General features: G+C 62.6%; 20 protein-coding genes. 14 read left to right on the top strand and 6 right to left on the bottom strand.

Annotated features, from left to right (window positions below; translation table 11 throughout):
• Positions 1–92 precede the first annotated feature (92 nt).
• The 8 genes from DV706_RS05490 (at position 93) to DV706_RS05455 (ending at position 5,947) form a co-directional block, all read left to right on the top strand.
• The gene (locus tag DV706_RS05490; protein WP_006066119.1) at positions 93–1,070 is read left to right on the top strand and encodes an extracellular solute-binding protein; all 978 of its coding nucleotides are present in this window, start codon (positions 93–95) and stop codon (positions 1,068–1,070) included.
• Entirely contained in the window at positions 1,067–1,885 is an 819-nt protein-coding gene (locus DV706_RS05485; protein ID WP_006066120.1) for an ABC transporter permease, read from the top strand. Before DV706_RS05490 ends, DV706_RS05485 begins: the two co-directional genes overlap by 4 nt.
• A complete protein-coding gene (locus DV706_RS05480; RefSeq protein WP_006066121.1) occupies positions 1,882–2,946 on the top strand; it encodes an ABC transporter ATP-binding protein in 1,065 nt (354 codons plus the stop codon). The genes DV706_RS05485 and DV706_RS05480 overlap by 4 nt, the downstream gene beginning before the upstream one ends.
• 66 nt (positions 2,947–3,012) lie before the next feature.
• The gene (gene thpR / locus DV706_RS05475; RefSeq protein WP_049889785.1) at positions 3,013–3,570 is read left to right on the top strand and encodes an RNA 2',3'-cyclic phosphodiesterase; all 558 of its coding nucleotides are present in this window, start codon (positions 3,013–3,015) and stop codon (positions 3,568–3,570) included.
• 157 nt (positions 3,571–3,727) lie between these two features.
• Positions 3,728–4,696: a hypothetical protein gene (locus DV706_RS05470; protein ID WP_006066123.1), complete on the top strand. Its 969-nt coding sequence runs from the start codon at positions 3,728–3,730 to the stop codon at positions 4,694–4,696.
• A gap of 149 nt (positions 4,697–4,845) precedes the next feature.
• The gene (locus DV706_RS05465; protein ID WP_006066124.1) at positions 4,846–4,998 is read left to right on the top strand and encodes a 50S ribosomal protein L39e; all 153 of its coding nucleotides are present in this window, start codon (positions 4,846–4,848) and stop codon (positions 4,996–4,998) included.
• A 2-nt stretch (positions 4,999–5,000) separates the two neighbouring features.
• Entirely contained in the window at positions 5,001–5,279 is a 279-nt protein-coding gene (locus DV706_RS05460) for a 50S ribosomal protein L31e (RefSeq protein WP_006066125.1), read from the top strand.
• A gap of 2 nt (positions 5,280–5,281) precedes the next feature.
• Positions 5,282–5,947, top strand: coding sequence for a translation initiation factor IF-6 (locus DV706_RS05455; RefSeq protein WP_006066126.1), 666 nt, complete (start codon positions 5,282–5,284; stop codon positions 5,945–5,947).
• Positions 5,948–5,998: 51 nt separating this feature from the next.
• Here DV706_RS05455 and DV706_RS05450 read toward each other — a convergent pair whose 3' ends face one another.
• Complete coding sequence (locus DV706_RS05450; RefSeq protein ID WP_006066127.1) at positions 5,999–6,310, bottom strand: ASCH domain-containing protein; 312 nt, start codon at positions 6,308–6,310, stop codon at positions 5,999–6,001.
• Positions 6,311–6,418: 108 nt separating this feature from the next.
• Here DV706_RS05450 and DV706_RS05445 point away from each other — a divergent pair, with 108 nt between their 5' ends.
• The 5 genes from DV706_RS05445 to DV706_RS05425 all read left to right on the top strand — a co-directional run bounded on the left by DV706_RS05445 (position 6,419) and on the right by DV706_RS05425 (position 10,224).
• Entirely contained in the window at positions 6,419–7,372 is a 954-nt protein-coding gene (locus DV706_RS05445; protein WP_006066128.1) for a DUF6159 family protein, read from the top strand.
• 151 nt (positions 7,373–7,523) lie between these two features.
• Positions 7,524–7,697, top strand: coding sequence for a 50S ribosomal protein L18Ae (rpl18a, locus tag DV706_RS05440; RefSeq protein ID WP_006066129.1), 174 nt, complete (start codon positions 7,524–7,526; stop codon positions 7,695–7,697).
• Positions 7,697–8,137 carry a prefoldin subunit alpha gene (gene pfdA / locus DV706_RS05435; RefSeq protein WP_006066130.1) on the top strand — a complete coding sequence of 147 codons (441 nt, stop codon included), beginning with the start codon at positions 7,697–7,699 and terminating at the stop codon, positions 8,135–8,137. The genes rpl18a and pfdA overlap by 1 nt, the downstream gene beginning before the upstream one ends.
• 21 nt (positions 8,138–8,158) lie before the next feature.
• Positions 8,159–9,511 carry a signal recognition particle-docking protein FtsY gene (gene ftsY, locus DV706_RS05430; RefSeq protein WP_136350813.1) on the top strand — a complete coding sequence of 451 codons (1,353 nt, stop codon included), beginning with the start codon at positions 8,159–8,161 and terminating at the stop codon, positions 9,509–9,511.
• A 131-nt stretch (positions 9,512–9,642) separates the two neighbouring features.
• Positions 9,643–10,224, top strand: coding sequence for a hypothetical protein (locus DV706_RS05425; protein ID WP_049889787.1), 582 nt, complete (start codon positions 9,643–9,645; stop codon positions 10,222–10,224).
• A gap of 110 nt (positions 10,225–10,334) precedes the next feature.
• On the opposite strand, the gene DV706_RS05420 is transcribed toward DV706_RS05425, so the two are convergent.
• The 5 genes from DV706_RS05420 to DV706_RS05400 all read right to left on the bottom strand — a co-directional run bounded on the left by DV706_RS05420 (position 10,335) and on the right by DV706_RS05400 (position 15,578).
• Positions 10,335–10,832, bottom strand: a complete 498-nt coding sequence (locus tag DV706_RS05420; protein ID WP_006066134.1) for an Lrp/AsnC family transcriptional regulator — start codon at positions 10,830–10,832, stop codon at positions 10,335–10,337.
• Between the two features lie 78 nt (positions 10,833–10,910).
• Positions 10,911–11,738: a carbon-nitrogen hydrolase family protein gene (locus DV706_RS05415; RefSeq protein WP_006066135.1), complete on the bottom strand. Its 828-nt coding sequence runs from the start codon at positions 11,736–11,738 to the stop codon at positions 10,911–10,913.
• Positions 11,735–12,553 carry an enoyl-CoA hydratase/isomerase family protein gene (locus tag DV706_RS05410; protein WP_006066136.1) on the bottom strand — a complete coding sequence of 273 codons (819 nt, stop codon included), beginning with the start codon at positions 12,551–12,553 and terminating at the stop codon, positions 11,735–11,737. The genes DV706_RS05415 and DV706_RS05410 overlap by 4 nt, the downstream gene beginning before the upstream one ends.
• Complete coding sequence (locus DV706_RS05405) at positions 12,550–14,754, bottom strand: acetate--CoA ligase family protein (protein ID WP_006066137.1); 2,205 nt, start codon at positions 14,752–14,754, stop codon at positions 12,550–12,552. Before DV706_RS05405 ends, DV706_RS05410 begins: the two co-directional genes overlap by 4 nt.
• 2 nt (positions 14,755–14,756) lie before the next feature.
• The gene (locus tag DV706_RS05400) at positions 14,757–15,578 is read right to left on the bottom strand and encodes an enoyl-CoA hydratase/isomerase family protein (protein ID WP_006066138.1); all 822 of its coding nucleotides are present in this window, start codon (positions 15,576–15,578) and stop codon (positions 14,757–14,759) included.
• Between the two features lie 154 nt (positions 15,579–15,732).
• Between DV706_RS05400 and DV706_RS05395 the strand changes: the two genes are divergently transcribed.
• On the top strand, positions 15,733–16,809 hold the full coding sequence (locus tag DV706_RS05395) for an ABC transporter substrate-binding protein (RefSeq protein WP_136350812.1): 1,077 nt from the start codon (positions 15,733–15,735) through the stop codon (positions 16,807–16,809).
• Positions 16,810–16,811: the final 2 nt, after the last annotated feature.

The raw sequence follows: 16,811 nt of genomic DNA, 5'->3' as shown, positions 1-16,811 counted from the left end.
GGGCTCACCCGGTTGTGACATATGCTCACTCTCGCTGAATAAGTAATTGTTTGTGGTTACATTAGTAGGAATTAGAAATTGGATATGGTTATATGAACGAGGAAACCAAACTGTGTCATATGGATCTTGGTGGCGATTATGATGGGGACGGCGTCAGCCGCCGTACAGCTCTCGCCACAGCGGGTAGCCTCGTCGGCATCGGTGTCGCTGGCTGTTTGGGAACTGGGACGAACTCGGTACGTGTGCTTTCGGCTGGCAGTCTCGCACAGACGTTCGAATCCCACATCGGCCCGGCGTTCGAGGACGAAACTGGAATCTCGGTTCACGGAGAGTACTATGGGGCCAACGCGGTGATGCGGATGGTCGAAGACCGAACCAAACAGCCCGACGTCATCGTGAGCGCCGATTCGACGCTGCTCCGTGATCGTTTGTACGGCGAGTTCACCGACTGGGACGTCGAGTTTGCGACCAACAGTCTCGGGATCGGATACAACCCGGAGACGGCGTTTGGACAGGACCTCGAGGACGGTATCCCGTGGTACGAGCTAGCCCTCGAGAGTGACGACGGCGATCTCTCGATCGGTGATCCGGATCTCGACCCGCTCGGCTATCGCGCCGTCCAGGCGTTCGAGCTTGCGGAGGCCGAACACGGCCTCGAGGGGCTCCAAGACGAACTACTGGAGCGCGTCTACGAGGAGCCCGAAGAGCCACAGATGATGGCGGGCGTCGAAAGCGGGTCTCGAGCGGCGTCGGTCGTCTATCACAATATGGCGGTCGATCACGAGATGCCGTTTCTCGAGTTTCCCGACGCGTACAATTTCGCAAACCCCGAACTGGAAGCCCACTACGCGACAGTCGAGTTCACGACGGATGAGGAGGGATACACTGCTGAAGGGCGGCCAATACTGTACAACGCCACGGTCAACGACGAGGCAGACGACCCCGATGCGGGCCACCAGCTCGTCCAGTTTCTCATCGACAACCCGAACCTGCTCGTCGATGCAGGACTCACTGTTAGCGAGAGCCTCCCGCGTCCGGAGGGGGCGCTTCCGGAGGTAATCGACGTATGAGCCTCTCTCGGCCGCCCCTGTCCGGCTACTCTCGGCGAATGCCGGAGCTCCTGCTCCCAGCCGTCCTCGGTGGGGTGATTCTGCTCTACTTTGCGATTCCGTTCGTCGCGTTCCTGTCCCGGACCGGGATATCAAACGTCGTCGCTGGACTGTCGACGCCGGAAGCGCAGGTGGCGATCCGGAACTCGCTGCTTACGGCCCCCATCTCGACGGCAATCGCGACCGTGTTCGGCGTCCCGCTCGCGTACGTACTCGCTCGCACGTCGTTCGTGGGTAAGCGTCTCGTGGAGGCACTGGTCGTGTTGCCGCTGATCATCCCACCGGTCGTCGGCGGTGCGATGTTGCTGACGGCCGTTGGCCGGTTTACACCGATCGGCGCGGCTGCTGCTGCCGTCGGGATCTCGCTTACAGACAGTCTCCTCGGTGTCATCCTCGCACAGACGTTCGTCGCCGCGCCGTTCGTCATCATCACCGCCAGAGCTGGCTTCGGTGCCATCGACGAGCGGTTGGAACAGGCCTCACGGTCGCTGGGATACGGGCCGCTCTCGACGTTTTGGAACGTCTCGATTCCGATGGCTCGTGGTGCGATCGTCGCGGGGATCGTCCTGACGTTCGCACGGGCGATCGGGGAGTTCGGTGCGACGATGATGGTCGCCTACAACCCACGAACGATGCCAACCCGTATTTGGGTTGACTTCATCGCCGGCGGGATCGACGCTATCGTCCCGCTGGGGCTTGCACTCCTCGCCATTACGCTCGTCGTCCTCGCAGCAGTCCAGCGACTTGGACGGGTCCCGACGGTGGTCGACGAATGATCCTCGAACTTGAGCAGCTCTCGCACCGATACGGCACCGAACTGGCCGTCGACGACGTCTCGTTCGGCCTCGAGTCGGGAGAACTGGTCGCACTGCTCGGCCCGAGTGGCTGTGGAAAGACGACGATCGTTCAGGCGATCGCCGGCCACGTTCGACCGACAACGGGCCGAGTGGTGCTTCGCGGCGAAGACGTCACCGACACCCCACCCGAGACACGCCGCGTCGGCATCGTCTTCCAGCAACCGACGCTGTACCCACATATGACTGTCAGTGAGAACGTCGCATACGGACTCAACGCACGCGATATCGAACCTGCTCGGCGTGACGAACTCGTGGCCGACTACCTCGAGCTGGTCGATCTCCACGACCAGCGGACCGCCGCTCCCTCGGAACTGAGCGGTGGCCAACAGCGCCGCGTGGAGTTGGCTCGAGCGCTGGCGCCACAGCCGGACGTCCTCGTCCTCGACGAGCCGCTGTCGGCGCTCGACCGAACGTTACGTGAACAGCTTCGAGATGAGATCGCACGTATCCAGCGCGAAACCGGAGTTACGACACTCTTCGTTACTCACGATCAGGAGGAGGCGATGGCGCTTGCGGATCGGCTCGTGGTGATGAACGACGGGCAGGTTGCTGGCGTTGGGCAGCCACGAACGCTCTACGAGTCGCCACCAACCCCCTTCGTGGCGTCGTTTCTCGGCCGCTCGAACACGCTCGCGGCGACCGTCGTCGACCAACACCCACTTACGATCGCACTGGGGACACACGAGATCAGACTCGACAACACAGCGCGTGAGCTGTCAGCGGGAACGCCGGTCACGTGTCATATTCGCCCGAAAGACCTCTCGCTTCGGCACTCTGCGACCCCCGGGACGACGCCGTCGCTGCCGTGTGAAGTCGTCCATATCGCGGATATCGGCCGTCGGTACGACGTGACCGTGCAGTCCATAACGGGTGACGAACTCGTCGTCGAGCAGTCCGAACCCCCGAACGAAACTGGCGAGACGCTCTGGGTCGAGTTCCCTCCGGACAGCATACAGCTATTCGGTCCCGACACCTGTTAACCGACCCCGATGGCCGTGGTCGCCCCCACCGTCACCATTGAGTACACCGCCAGCGATGGCTCGAGTATGCGACTGTTCGTCAGTGTCGACCTCCCAGACGACCTCACAGAAGCGGTCGCCGACCTGCAAGCCGAGTTCGAAGACGCAAGTGGGCTCAACTTCACCGATCCCGAACAGACCCATGTGACGCTGAAGTTTCTCGGCGACGTAGATGCGGATCAGCTCCCGGCCCTCGAGCGCGAACTCGAGGCCGCTGTCGCCGACGCCGACGTCGATCCGTTCACCGTCCGGTACGGTGGCCTGGGGGTCTTTCCCGACCTCGAGTACATCAGCGTCGTCTGGGTCGGTACCGAAACGGGTGGCGAGGAACTCACACGACTCCACGACGCGATCGAGAGCCGAATGACGGCTCTGGGGTTCGATCCGGAGTCACACGAGTTTACGCCCCACGTCACGCTCGCACGCATGCAGCATGCAGGCGGGAAGGAGCTGGTACAGGACCTCGTTCGAGAACGTGATCCAACGATCGGTAAAGCGCGTGTCGACGCGATTCAGCTGACCGAGAGCACCCTCACGGATGAAGGGCCGGTGTACTCGACGGTCGACTCGTTCCCGCTCGAGTAGCTGTCTCGGTCGCGGGCGAGCACTGACTGCCGACTCGCTCGAGTCTACCACGGCCGTCCCGACTTGACTCGGGCGGCACCTGCAAGTCAAACTCCCATTCTGGTCACTGGTGTAGTGTCTACGGAACGATGGCGACTGGACCGCGCAGCGATCAGCCGTGACTCCCTCGCTTCGAACCCACCGCTCCGCGGATAGGGCGAGACGAATCGTCTCTCGTCGAGAGCTGCTTACATCGGTCGGCGGTGCAGCTGCGTTCTCGACGCTGACCCACCGTTTCGACGAGCAAGCCGTCGACGGCACACCGATTCACGTCCGCGTCTATCCCGGCCCAGTGGCGCTTCGAGCCTGGGTCCGATACGGGTTCGACGGCATCCGAGACGACTGGCCGCCACCGTTTCGAGATGCTCGTTCGGCGATCGAGGATGCGTTCGACCAGATCCTCGCGTACGCCCACGAGCGCTCGCGACTCGAGGGACTCGAGGCACGCATCGACCGCGGCACGCTGGTTCGCTTTCCGTTCTCGGCGACGCCACGGTCGTCGGAGGCACTCTTCCCGTCACTCGAGACGGTCCTCGAGGTCTTCGACGATCGCCTCCGGGAGCGAAACGCTCTCACTGGATCGACCTGCCATCTGCTGTTGTGCTGGGCACCGTTTAATTACCGGCTCGGCTACGGCGGGACGCTGTCACCGAACGCACTGGTCGGAAACGACACCGAAGGAACTACCGGAGACGCCGGAACCGTCGCAAACCTCGGCGCAACCGAGTTCTGGGACTCGCGGGCGGTGACACGGAATATGGCGATTCACGAGACGCTACACACGTTCATCTCGTCCAGCGTTGCCGAGACAGTCGGCGGCTCTGGCTGCGATCACTCCCTCGGGACTGCGGTACGAACCGACGACGACACGATGCGTGTGTCACCGATGGCGACCGCCTACGCCGGGCCGGACGAGATCGGTGGTGGGACTCGCTGGCACGGACGTGGCTGTGGCAATCACGACGATTTCCACCACCACGACGGCTACGAGGGTGTCGACAACTGGTCGTACACGACGTCTCTCAGCGAAGCCACTCTCGAGGCCGTCACGCGCACGCTCGAGCAACTCGTCGATCGAACCCACTGAGCTGATTGATGCAGTGATCGCACAAGCACGAGCAGGTGGGCGGTGAGTGGGAATGGCTATGATACCACTGACTGTGTCGCTGACAGTACGGTGTGCGTGTCTTCGAGATGGACAAGATTTTAAGCCACCGCGGGCTACGTCCGGCTACTATGGGTAAGAAATCGAAGGGCAAGAAAAAGCGTCTTGCCAAACTCGAGAACCAGAACAGCCGCGTTCCGGCCTGGGTCATGATGAAGACCAACATGGAAGTGCAGCGAAACCCGAAGCGACGCAACTGGCGGCGCAACGACACTGACGAATAACAATGAGTGCAAGTGATTTCGAGGAACGCGTTGTAACCGTTCCACTGCGCGACGTCAAGAAAGGAGCCAACCACGAGGCCGCCGACTACGCGATGCGACTCATCCGCGAGCACCTTGCGAAACACTTCGCGGTCGACGAGGACGCCATCCGTCTGGACCCCTCGATCAACGAGACGGTCTGGTCGCAGGGCCGATCCAACCCGCCACGGAAACTCCGTGTTCGCGCTGCTCGCTTCGACGAAGACGGAGAAGCCGTCGTCGAGGCCGAGGTCGCCGAGTAAATTTGAAGCGTCTCGCTTTCGCCGGGTCGGCTTACGTCGGCGTCTTCGCCCGCGCGACCGACTCGTGCGTGCTCGTCCGCCCAGACGTCGACGACGACGTCATCGCTGACCTGACCGACGAACTCGAGGTGCCCGTAATCGGGACGACCGTCGGCGGTTCCTCGACGGTCGGCGCGTTAGCGACGGGCAACGAGAACGGACTGCTCGTCAGCGCTCGTGTGCTCGAGTACGAACGCGAACGACTCGAGGAGGACGTTGACCTCCCCGTTGCGGAACTCCCGGGGAACATCAACGCCGCGGGGAACGTCGTGCTCGCCAACGATTACGGCGCGTACGTCCACCCCGACCTCCCACGAGAGGCGATTCAGATCGTCAAAGACACGCTCGAGGTCCCCGTCGAACGCGGCGACCTCGCGGGTGTCCGAACCGTCGGCACGGCCGCGGTCGCGACGAACGCTGGTGTGCTCTGTCACCCCAAAGCGACCGACGAGGAACTGGACGTCCTCGAGGACGCCCTCGACGTCCGTGCCGACGTCGGCACTGTCAACTACGGGGCCCCACTCGTCGGCTCCGGACTGATCGCCAACGACGCCGGCTACGTTGTCGGATCGGATACCACCGGGCCAGAACTGGGCCGGATCGAAGACGCCCTGGGCTATCTAGACTGATCGCGGTCGGTCGCGTCTCGTTTCTGGTTGCCCAGCCGTTTTTCATCCCGTCTACTGCGTTTTAAACCGGTGTAAGACGACCTCGCTGTCGTCATCCCACTCGAAATTATCGTGCGCTCGCTCGAGCAGCTTGCGGTAGGCCTCGAGGTCTGCCATTCCTTCAGCCTGGGCGTCCTCGTCGGTCAAATCCCCGAGCGTGCGCTCGGTGACATCGGTAACTTCGAACGTCGTCTCGTCGATCGTGAACGTATCGCCCACGTCGGCATACTTATGACCACGATGGATCTGGGTGACCTCGCCCTCGAGGACCTGGGTTTGCATCCGTTCACTTGGCAACAGTTCACTTGGCTCGAGTTCGCTCATACCGGAGCGTACGACTCGCTGGACAAAACCGTTTGGCCAAACTTGGCTGGCTGTCAGCGCTGCAATCAGTCGTCAAAACTTATATTCGCAGCTGCTGATACCTCACTCATGTCCCTCCAATCAGTGTTCGCCCGGTTTCGAAACGGGCTTGCGATCGCGAAAGCGTCGTTCGGCGTGCTTCGGCGCGAGACGTGGCTACTGACGTTTCCGTTGCTGTACGGACTGACGTGGATTACAGGGCTGGTCGTTCTCGTCGTTGGTCTCGCTGTGGCCCTCTTTGGAACCACGTTCGGACTGGCGGCCATCGAGCAGGCCGGTGCTCTCCCCGATGGTGGCGGCGAGACGGCGATGACCGTCCTTGGCGTCATCGCCTCGTTTCTCGTTATGTTCGCCGCGACGGCGATTGCAACCTTTTTCAGCGCCGCCCTCGTCCACTCGGTCGGCAACCTGTTCCACGGTGAGCCAACGAGTCTTCGCGATGGCCTCGCTGGTGCCTGGGAGTCCAAACGGACGATCCTCATGTGGGGTGTCGTCGGCGCCGTCGTTGGCCTGATTTTTCAGGCTCTCGAGAGTCAGGAGGGGTGGGGTGCCCAGATCGTCAGAGCGATCGCCGGTGCGGCATGGTTCATGATGACGTTCTTCATCGTCCCCGTAATCGTCTTCCAAGACGGTGGCGTTCGGGAGTCGTTGCGCGACAGCGTGAGCCTCTTTCGCGACACCTGGGGTGAGGCCGGTGGAGTCAGCCTCGGGGTGGGGCTAGTGACTGTGCTGTTGGGCGCGCTCGTCGTTGCTGGTGGGATCGGCGCACCACTGTTGCTGGTCGCAAACCCTCAGTCAGTGCTCGTGTTCACAGTCATCCCAACTGTGGTGGCGCTGGGCGGACTCGTCGTCGTCCACATCGCCGCGACGGCGATCGCGAAGACGGCACTGTACCAGTATGCAACCGACGGCGAGTTGCCACCCGAGTTCGACGGTATCGATCCCGACCAGATCGTGAAACCAAAACGCGGCTCGAGTGCGCTCTCGAGTGGCCCGCCGGGCCAACAGCCTGGACAGATCTGACGGCGTTCGCTCGAGTTCCACGGCTTCTCTCTCGCATGGTCGCTTGTCTGCCGGGAACACCAGTATCGCCCCCCGATCTGGCCGTCGTTCCGGTCCGGGCTGGCTCCGACAGAAGGGAAGATTCTTCCGACTGCCTGCCGGAGGGGTAGTCATGAGTCAATTTACGGTCACTGGCCAGTTCAAGAGCCGCGACGGCTACTCGCCGTTCGAAACGACGATCGATGCCGAAAACGAAAACGTCGCCCGCGAACACGTCTACTCTCAGCTTGGGAGCCAGCACGGACTGAAGCGCAGCGAAATCGAACTCGACGAGGTGAGCGCATAATGGGTCAGCAGCAACTCCAGCAGCTCTCTCAGGAAATCCAGCAGATCGAAGCCGAGATCGAAGAGCTCGAAGCAGACGTCGAGGCAATCCAGCAGCAGAAGACTGAAACCGACGAGGCCATCGAAGCGCTCGAGACCCTCGAGACGGACTCGACCGTTCAGGTCCCACTCGGTGGCGGGGCCTACCTCCGCGCGAACGTCGAGGATATCGACGAAGTGATCGTCGAGCTCGGTGCAGACTACGCCGGCGAGTTTGAGCAGACCGACGCTGTCGAGACGCTCAAGAACAAAAAGGACAACCTCGACGACCGCATCGACGAGGTCAACGCCGAAATCGCCGAACTCGAGGCCGAGAGCACGGAACTCGAGCAGCAGGCCCAGCAGCTCCAGCAGCAGGCCATGCAACAGCAGATGCAGCAGATGGGCCAGGGCGACGAGTAACGTCGGTTTTCTACCGTTAGCATGTTCGATAACCTGAAGAAGAAACTCGGGAGCTTCCGGAAAGACGCGGAAGAAGCCGCCGAAGAGAACGTCGAAGAAGTCGACGAAGACGAACTCGAAGAGTCAGCTGACTCCGAGGCGACGGCCGAAGCCGACGTGGACGCGGCATCGGAAGCCCCAGAGACGATCCCTGACGAGGCCGACGGCGATGGTGAAGCCGAGGCTGAGTCGCTATCCGAGAGCGACCGCGAGGTCGAGACTGCAACGGCGACCCCGGCGACAGAGGATACCTCGGCCGCTGATGGCACCGCCGCTCAGGAGCCATCGGTCGACACCGAGCCCGAATCTGTCCCCGAGACTGAACCCGACGAGCTGGACGCAGAGACGGCTGTCGAGGCAGATGACGGCGACGATGCGGCCGACGCCGACGCCGAAGCTGAAGACGATACGGCCGAAGACGATACGGCCGACGAGGACAACAACTCGACCGGTTTCGGTGCCAAAGCCAGATCCCTCGTCAAGGGGAAGTTCGTCATCGAGGAAGAAGACCTCGAGGGCCCATTACACGAACTCGAGATGGCGTTGCTCTCGAGCGACGTCGAGATGGGCGTTGCCGAGGAAATCCTCGACAACATTCGCGAGGAACTGGTTGGCGAGACGCGGACGTTTACGACCTCGACGGGCGAGGTCGTCGAAGACGCACTGCGCGATGCGATCTACGACGTGATCAGCGTCGGACAGTTCGACTTCGACGAGCGGATCGCGATCGAAGACAAACCCGTCACCATTGTTTTCACCGGCGTCAACGGTGTCGGCAAGACGACATCGATCGCGAAACTGAGCCGCTACTTCGAGGAGCGTGGCTACTCGACGGTGATGGCAAACGGCGACACCTACCGTGCGGGTGCCAACGAGCAGATCCAGGAACACGCCGACGCACTGGATACGAAGCTCATCGCCCACGAGCAGGGCGGCGACCCCGCAGCCGTGTTGTACGACGCCGTCGAGTACGCCGAGGCAAACGACATCGACGTCGTGCTCGGTGATACCGCGGGCCGACTCCACACTGACGAGGGGCTGATGGATCAACTCGAGAAGATCGATCGGGTTGTCGGCCCCGATATGACGTTGTTCGTCGACGAAGCCGTTGCGGGACAGGACGCAGTCAATCGCGCCCGCGAGTTCAACAATGCGGCCGCGATCGACGGAGCGATCTTGACGAAAGCCGACGCGGATTCCAACGGCGGTGCGGCAATCTCCGTCGCCCACGTCACCGGAAAGCCGATTCTCTTCCTTGGCGTCGGACAGGGTTACGACGACCTAGAGCGGTTCGACCCCGACGAGATGGTCGACCGACTGCTCGCAGACGAGTAACGTCACTGCCCTGTTCGGTTGCTCACAGCGCACACTTGAGGACGCGACGCTATTTTTGATGCCGGTGTCAAAACGCCAGTCAGCTGTAACGAGTTCGAAAACCATATATAATGTATTGCTGACATTACACTATGCGCCCTCCCCGCTCCCGTCGTTCCCTCCTCGCCGCTGCGATACCGTCTGCGGTGGCGCTTGCGGGCTGTTTCGAGAGGGAATTCACGAGCCACGACGAGCCGACCGACCCTGGAATCGTTCCCCCGGACAGATACGACTGCGCCGACAGTGACCGCCCCGATCCAGAGACGCTGTCTCACGCAGACGACGTCGAACCAGCGCCGTATCCCTCACCGCCGTCGTCGGTGTCCGACGGCGCTGATCAGTACGTCCTCGAGTTCGAGCAGGCCTATCGACGAAACACGTTTCTCGAGACGTACGGCTCGGAGGCGGACCAGTTCGAGTTCAGGTTTCAGGAACGACAGATCGATGGTATCGAATCGGACACTGAGATGGAGGCTGTACTGGCTTCGATCGTGTACGATCTGACGACGTCGACACGCCAGACCGACGCATCAACCGAACGAGACACTCGCGTTACCTACTACGTCGATGAGAACGTCGTGCTCCGGGCACGATACCGCGGCGGACTCGCGGATGAGCCATCGTTCGACCCGGATCCTCGAGACGCCGGCGACCCAGTCGCCTGCTTCGAGTAGGCGACCCAGTCGTTGCCGTTTCCGTGTTGGGCTGACGGTGTCCCGTCTCTCGTTGTCGAGTCGGTCTTGAGCGCAGCCGCCGGTATCCCGCTGTCGACACGTGGTCGGTCTCAGCTGTTGAACAGCTGTTCTAAATCCTCGTCATCGTAGTTGACCAGCAGTCGCGACTCCTCTTTGAACGTCCGAAGAACGATGTGCGTCGCGGAGTTTTCGACACCGTCGGTTTCAATAATTTCCTCGATGAGTGACTGCAGGTGGTCGTGATCGCGAACGTGAGAGATGACGTAGAACGACATCTCCCCGATCATCGAATACACCTGTTGAACGCCCGAAAGCTGTGCGAGTCGTTCACCGACCTCCTTCGCTTCAGGGCCGTAGACGGTCTTGATCTCAGAAATTGCCGTCATACCGAGGCCGAGTTTGTGTCGATCGAGATGGGAGATCGTTCCCGTCAGGATCCCCTGTTCGCGGTATTTTTCGAGTCGATAGTAGACTGTCGACTGGCTGACGTCGAGTTCTTCAGCGATCTCGTCGGCATCGATCTCTCCGTTCTCATCTAGCTCTCTGAGCAAGCGGAAGTCGGTTTCGTCGAGTGTGATTTCGGCCATAGTACTAGGTTGTTGCTACTCCTTGAAATGTCGTCGAAACCCCTGAATCATGCACCAAACATCCCGCTGGGGGACATGTCAGTGCTTCCCACCCCCAGAACCGATTGAAACTCGATTCGTCGTTGGTTGATCGGCGCGTCGGTCGCGTCGCATCGGGTTTCGCTCCCGTTCGTCGTGGAGTGTCTCGTGGGTGATCTGAGAGACGAGCGTGCCGGACTGGTCGTCGAGTCGTTTTGCGATCGAGCCATCGGGCTCGTAGGCCGTGGTGTGGCCGTAAAACGACAGCGCTCCCTCGGATCCGGCCCGGTTGCAGCCAAAGACGTACGCCCCGTTCTCGAGTGCTCGAGCGGGGAGCAGCCGATCCCAGTCGCCTGCCATCGGAACCGACCACGCGGAGATGTTGATGATCGCGTCGACGGCGTCCCGTGCAAACGCCGCGCTCTGTGCAGGAAAGTTCAGATCGTAACAGATCTGGATGCCGAGCGTTCGGCCCTCACACTCGAGGACGAGGATGTCGTCGCCGGGAACGAAGACGTCGCGTTCGTCACCCCACGGGTTTCGCTTGTTGTAGCGGGCCCGGACCGCCCCTCTCCGATCGATCCAGACGGCGCTGTTTCGAACACCACGCTCGTCGCGGACCGCCATTCCAACGAGGACGTGTGACTCGACGGCAGCGGCCGCCTCGCCGATGGCCCGTGTCGTCGGCCCTGGAATCGGCTCTGCACAGGCATCGATCTGATCAAAGATCGAGTAGCCGGTCGTCGCGAGTTCGGGAAAGACGATCAGATCCGGGTCCGCCTCGGCTGCGGTCTCTCGAATCCGATCGCAGAGTCGCGCTGTGGTGCCGTCGTCGGCCGGGCCGAGCGTGGGATCGAACTGGACGAGTGCAACGGTGTCGAGGCTCATTCGCCCGTAAACTCCGGTTCGCGGTTTTCGGCGAACGCATCGACCGCTTCCGCGTGATCGTCGGTCTGGGCACAGATCCGCTGAGCGCGCGTGGCGTGTTCGAACGCCGTCTCGAGGTCGACGTCGGCGCTCTCGTTGACTAGCGACTTGCTGAAGCCGAGTGCGATCGGCGGCTGGGTGGCGAGTTCGGCGGCGAACGACTCGGCTGTCTCGAGCAACTCGTCGGCGGGGACACACTCACGGGCGAGGCCCCAGTCGACGATCTCTTCGCCCTCGAGGTGGCGGCCGGTGAAGATCAGCTCTTTCGCGCGGGCTTCGCCGATCAGTCGCGGCAGGAGGTATGCGCCGCCGTCGCCGGGGACGAAGCCGACGTCGATGAACGTCTCGCCGATGGCCGCGTTCTCGCTGACGATGCGGATGTCACAGGCGAGTGCCGTATCACAGCCGGCCCCGAGCGCGTAGCCGTTGAGTGCGCCGACGACCGGCGTCTGAATCGTCCGCAGGGTGCGAACGACGTTCTGGAACAGGCCGAGTCCCGCCTCGTAGTCGGCAAACTCCATCTCGGGGGTCAGCGGCATGTTCTCGAGGTCGACGCCGCTGCAGAAGGCCCGATCACCTGCGCCGGTCAGGATGATGGCGCGAACGTCGTCGTCCGAGTCGAGTTCCTCGAGGCGGGCAACGAGCGTCCGCAAGAGTGACTCGTCGTAGGCGTTCATCGCATCCGGGCGGTCGAGTGTGAGGCGAGCGACGTGCTCGCGGGGACGGTCGACGCGGACGGGCGGTTCGTCGGTCTCGGTTTCAGTGGGATCTGTCATTCATCGACACCTCCATCGGGGACCGCATCTGGCTCCTGTGTCTGCCTGTCGGGGTCGTCGTCGCCATCGCCTGACTCGAGGACGATACTCGCGTCGAGGATCTCGGCACCGTCCTCGCCCGCGAGCACCGGATTCAGGTCGATCTCCGCGATTTCGGGGTGGTCGGCGACGAGCTGGGAGACCGACAGGAGGACGTCGACGAGCGCGTCACGGTCAACCGGCGGATCGCCGCGAGCGCCCTCGAGAACGTCCTGTGCGTCGATGTCGCCGAGCATCGCCCGCGCGTCGTGTTCGGTCAGTGGCGCGGCACGGAAGGCAACGTCCTCGAGCACCTCGACGAAGACCCCACCGAGGCCGAACATGACGACGGGGCCGAACTGCTCGTCGTGGGTCGCACCGACGATCACCTCGACGCCGTCGGTCCGCATCGGCGAAACGAGCACGCCGTCGATCGCGGCGTCTGGATCGTAGGCTCGAGCGTTCTCGAGCACGCTCTCGTGTGTCGATCGAACTGACTCGTCCGCGACGTCTAGTGCGATGGCGTCGGCTTCGGTTTTGTGAATGATATCCGGCGAGACGACCTTCATCGCAACGGGGCCGTCGAACTCGGCGGCAATGCGTTCGGCGTCAGCCGCCGTTTCGGCGAGCGCGTACGGCGTCACCGGCGCGCCGTACTCCTCGAGGAGCGCTTTGGCGTCGTACTCCGAGAGGGTGCCGTCGGTGGCACGGTCCTCGAGCGCTCGAACGCCGTCGGGGCCGTCGGCGGACTCGGAATCGAGCTCGAACGAACTCTTTTGGTCGGCGACCTGCAGGTGCGTGCCGTACGTCGACAGCGCATCGAGGCAGGCGACAGAAATGTCCAGCGACTCGTACACCGGAACGTCGTGCTCTCGGAGGATGGTGTGGGTTTCGGGCTCGGTGCTCTCGTAGGCGCTCTGGATGACCAGCGGCGTCTCAGTCGCCGCGGCGGCGTCGGCGATCTCCGCTGCGGCGGCCTGCTCGATCGGCGCGAGGTCGTCGGTAAAGCGCTGGCCGTAGCCGCCGAACAGTCCCGAGAGCAACACGGCGTCGACGTTCGGATCGTCGAACAGCGCCAGCGCACAGTCGGCGAACACCGAGGGATCATCGTCGGTCCCGCCGGCGACGTCCACTGGGTTTCGGACGCTCGCCGCGTCGGGAAGGACGCTCTCGAGTCGGCGCTGGGTGTCGGCTGCCAGCTGCGGCACCGAGAGGCCACGCTCGGCGAGGGCGTCGGCTGCCAGCGTCGCGTGGCCGCCGCCGTCGGCGAGGACCGCGACGTTCCCGCCATCGACGGGTGGCTGGGAGGCCAGCGCGTCGGCTGCCGCCAGCAGTTCGTCGGATCGATCGGCGCTGACGACGCCCGCCTGCTGGAAGACGGCGTCCGCGACTGCTGCATCGCCCGCAAGCGACCCCGTATGGGAACTCGCCGACTGCTTGCCGACGTCCGAGCGGCCGCTCTTGCAGACGACGATCGGCGTCTTCGCTCCAGTTTCGCGAGCTTGCTCGAGGAACGCGCGACCGTCGGAGAAGCCTTCGACGTAACAGACGACGGCGTCGGTTTCGTCGGTTCGCTCGAAGTAGGGGAGATACTCGTCGAACTGGAGGTCAGCCTCGTTGCCGACGCCAACGTAGTGGCTGAAGCCGACGCCTTCCCGGCCGGCGGCTTCGGTAAAGAGCGCGATAGCGAGGTTCCCGCTCTGACACAGCAGTCCGAGGTCACCCTCGGGAACGCCGTCAGCACCGACGAGGTTCGCCCCGTCGCTGACGTTGATCAGCCCGGACGTGTTCGGCCCGACGAGTCTGACATCGTTCTCGGCCGCAATCGAGACGATTTCCTCCTCGAGGGCTTCGCCTTTCTCGTCGGTCTCGCCGAAGCCGACGGCGATGACGACTGCGCCACCGACGTCGATCTCGCCGCAGTCTTCGAGCACGGACGGGACGATCGGTCCCGGAACGACGATCAACGCGAGGTCGACCGGCTCGGGGACGTCGGCGATCGAGGCGAAGACCTCGAGGCCGCGGATCTCGTCGGCCGACGGGTTGACCGGGTAGATCGTGCCCTCGAAGCCACCCGCCTGGAGGGTCTTGATGGCCTGGTAGCCGCGTTTGGACGGATCGGACGAGGCACCGACGACGGCGATCGACGACGGCTCTAAGATGCGATCGATCGGATCACGCATGATTACTGCCCCTCGAAGATCGGTTCGCGGTCCTCGGCGAACGCATCGACACCCTCCTGCCAGTCGTCAGTTTCCATGCAGGTAAGCAGCGCGTCGACTTCCGCGGTCAACGCGAGCTGGGGATCGTCCGGCCGCCGGTCCAGTTGTTCTTTCGCGAACGCGACTGGGATCGGCGCGTTGCCGGCAATCTCGCCCGCGAGATCGTCGACGGCAGCGTTCAACTCGTCGGGAGGGACAGTCTCGTCGACGAGCCCGATCGCCGCGGCCTCGTCGCCGTCGACGCTGGCTGCAGTGAGCAACAGTCGCTTTGCCGTCGCAGTGCCGACACGATCGGGAAGCCGATAGGTGACACCGCCGCCGACGTAGGTTCCGATCCCGGTCTCGGGAAATCGCATCTCTGCGTCGTCGGCCATCACGATCAGATCCGCGCTGAGTGCCAGTTCGGCGCCGGCACCAATCGCGTACCCCTGTACCTTTGCGACGACGGGTCGCTCGTGGGTCTGAAGCGCCCGACAGGCGCGCTGGGCGGCCCAGGCGTACTCGCGCTTCTCGCCGGCGGTTCGCTCACGCTCGCCGTGGGCTTTCATGTCCGCGCCGACGCAGAATGCCCGGCCAGCTCCCTGGATAACGATGACGCGTGCATCCTCGTCACTCGCTCGCTCGAGTGCACCAAGGACGCCTGCGTACAGTTCCTTCGTCACGGCGTTGAGCCGATCCGGGCGTGTCAACGTGACTGTGGCGACGTCGCCGTCGAGGTCGTACTCCACGGCATCAGTCGCTGTCGGTTCGACAGTGTCCACTCCTCGATCATCAGTGCAGTCCATTGTTCTCGTTTTCCCTCGTCCGTAGCGAGAGAGTTACTAGTCATAATTTCTCCTAACTCACTTAGCTATTTCGGAGGTTTTCTTAAAATCCCGTTTCTAATTCGGAGTCGGCGTTAGAATTATATAGCTCCTTATCATACCAGTTGTCAGACCCATGACTGACCGTAACATGGTAACAAGGCGGAAGGCGCTGGCGACGATCGGTGCAGGATCACTCGCGGGTGTTGCGGGCTGTCTCGGAGGCAGCTCGAGTACACTCCGATTCCTCGGGTTCGGTGGCAACACGCAGGAGTCTCAGATGGAGATCTTCGAACGCTGGGCCGACGACTCGGAGTACGAAATCGAGGGGACGTCGGCCGGTGGGACCACGGAGATGATTTCGATGATCCAGCAAAACCCCGGCGAGTTCGACATCGTCGCGCTCAACGACACGGGGATGGCGCAGGCAGCGGCCGAGGACGAGCCCATCCTCGAGCCGATCGACGTCGACGACGTCCCGAACTACACCGACAACATCCGCGATGGGGCCCAGGACCTGACGTTCCTCGTCGAGGACGGCGACACGATCGGGCTGATCCGAGAGAACGGTGCGACGGGCTACGCGTACAACACCGAGCTCGTCGACCGCGAGCTCACCTCGTGGGACGACATCAAAGACGACGAGTTCGACGGCGAACTCGCCTTGCTCGACCGGGCAGTCGACCGGTTTTCGAACTGCGCGGTTGCGATCGACGCCGACATCAACGACGCCGCTGACGACGAGGACCTATTCGAGGACGTGATCGACGAGGCCGAAGAACAGAACGAGAACTGCTTTAGCTACTGGTCCGACGGCGCGACGTCGATCCAGTACTTGCGCCAGGAGAACGCGACAGTCTGTGAGGCGTGGGGTGGCCGCGTCCTCGCACTCCAGGAGGACGGCTATGACCACATCGAGTACGTCATGCCCGAGGAGGGAGCGATGGCCTGGACCGACACGCTCGCGGTTGTCGACGGCACTGAGAACCGAGAGACCGTTCACGAGCTGCTGGACTTCACCTACGAGCGAGAGAATCTGATCGACATGTCGGATGCAATGAACTACACGGTACAGATCGAGGATCCACCCGAGGAGATGACTGACCTCCCGGACTACGCGCCCGTCGAGGATCTCGCCTTCCGCGACTGGTCGAAGATCCTGCCGCTGCAAGACGAGTGGTCCGAACAGTTCCAGGAAGTCAAACAGACATAACT

Source organism: Natronorubrum bangense (assembly GCF_004799645.1).
Classification (GTDB): domain Archaea; phylum Halobacteriota; class Halobacteria; order Halobacteriales; family Natrialbaceae; genus Natronorubrum; species Natronorubrum bangense.
This window is presented reverse-complemented; position numbering and strand designations above follow the sequence as displayed.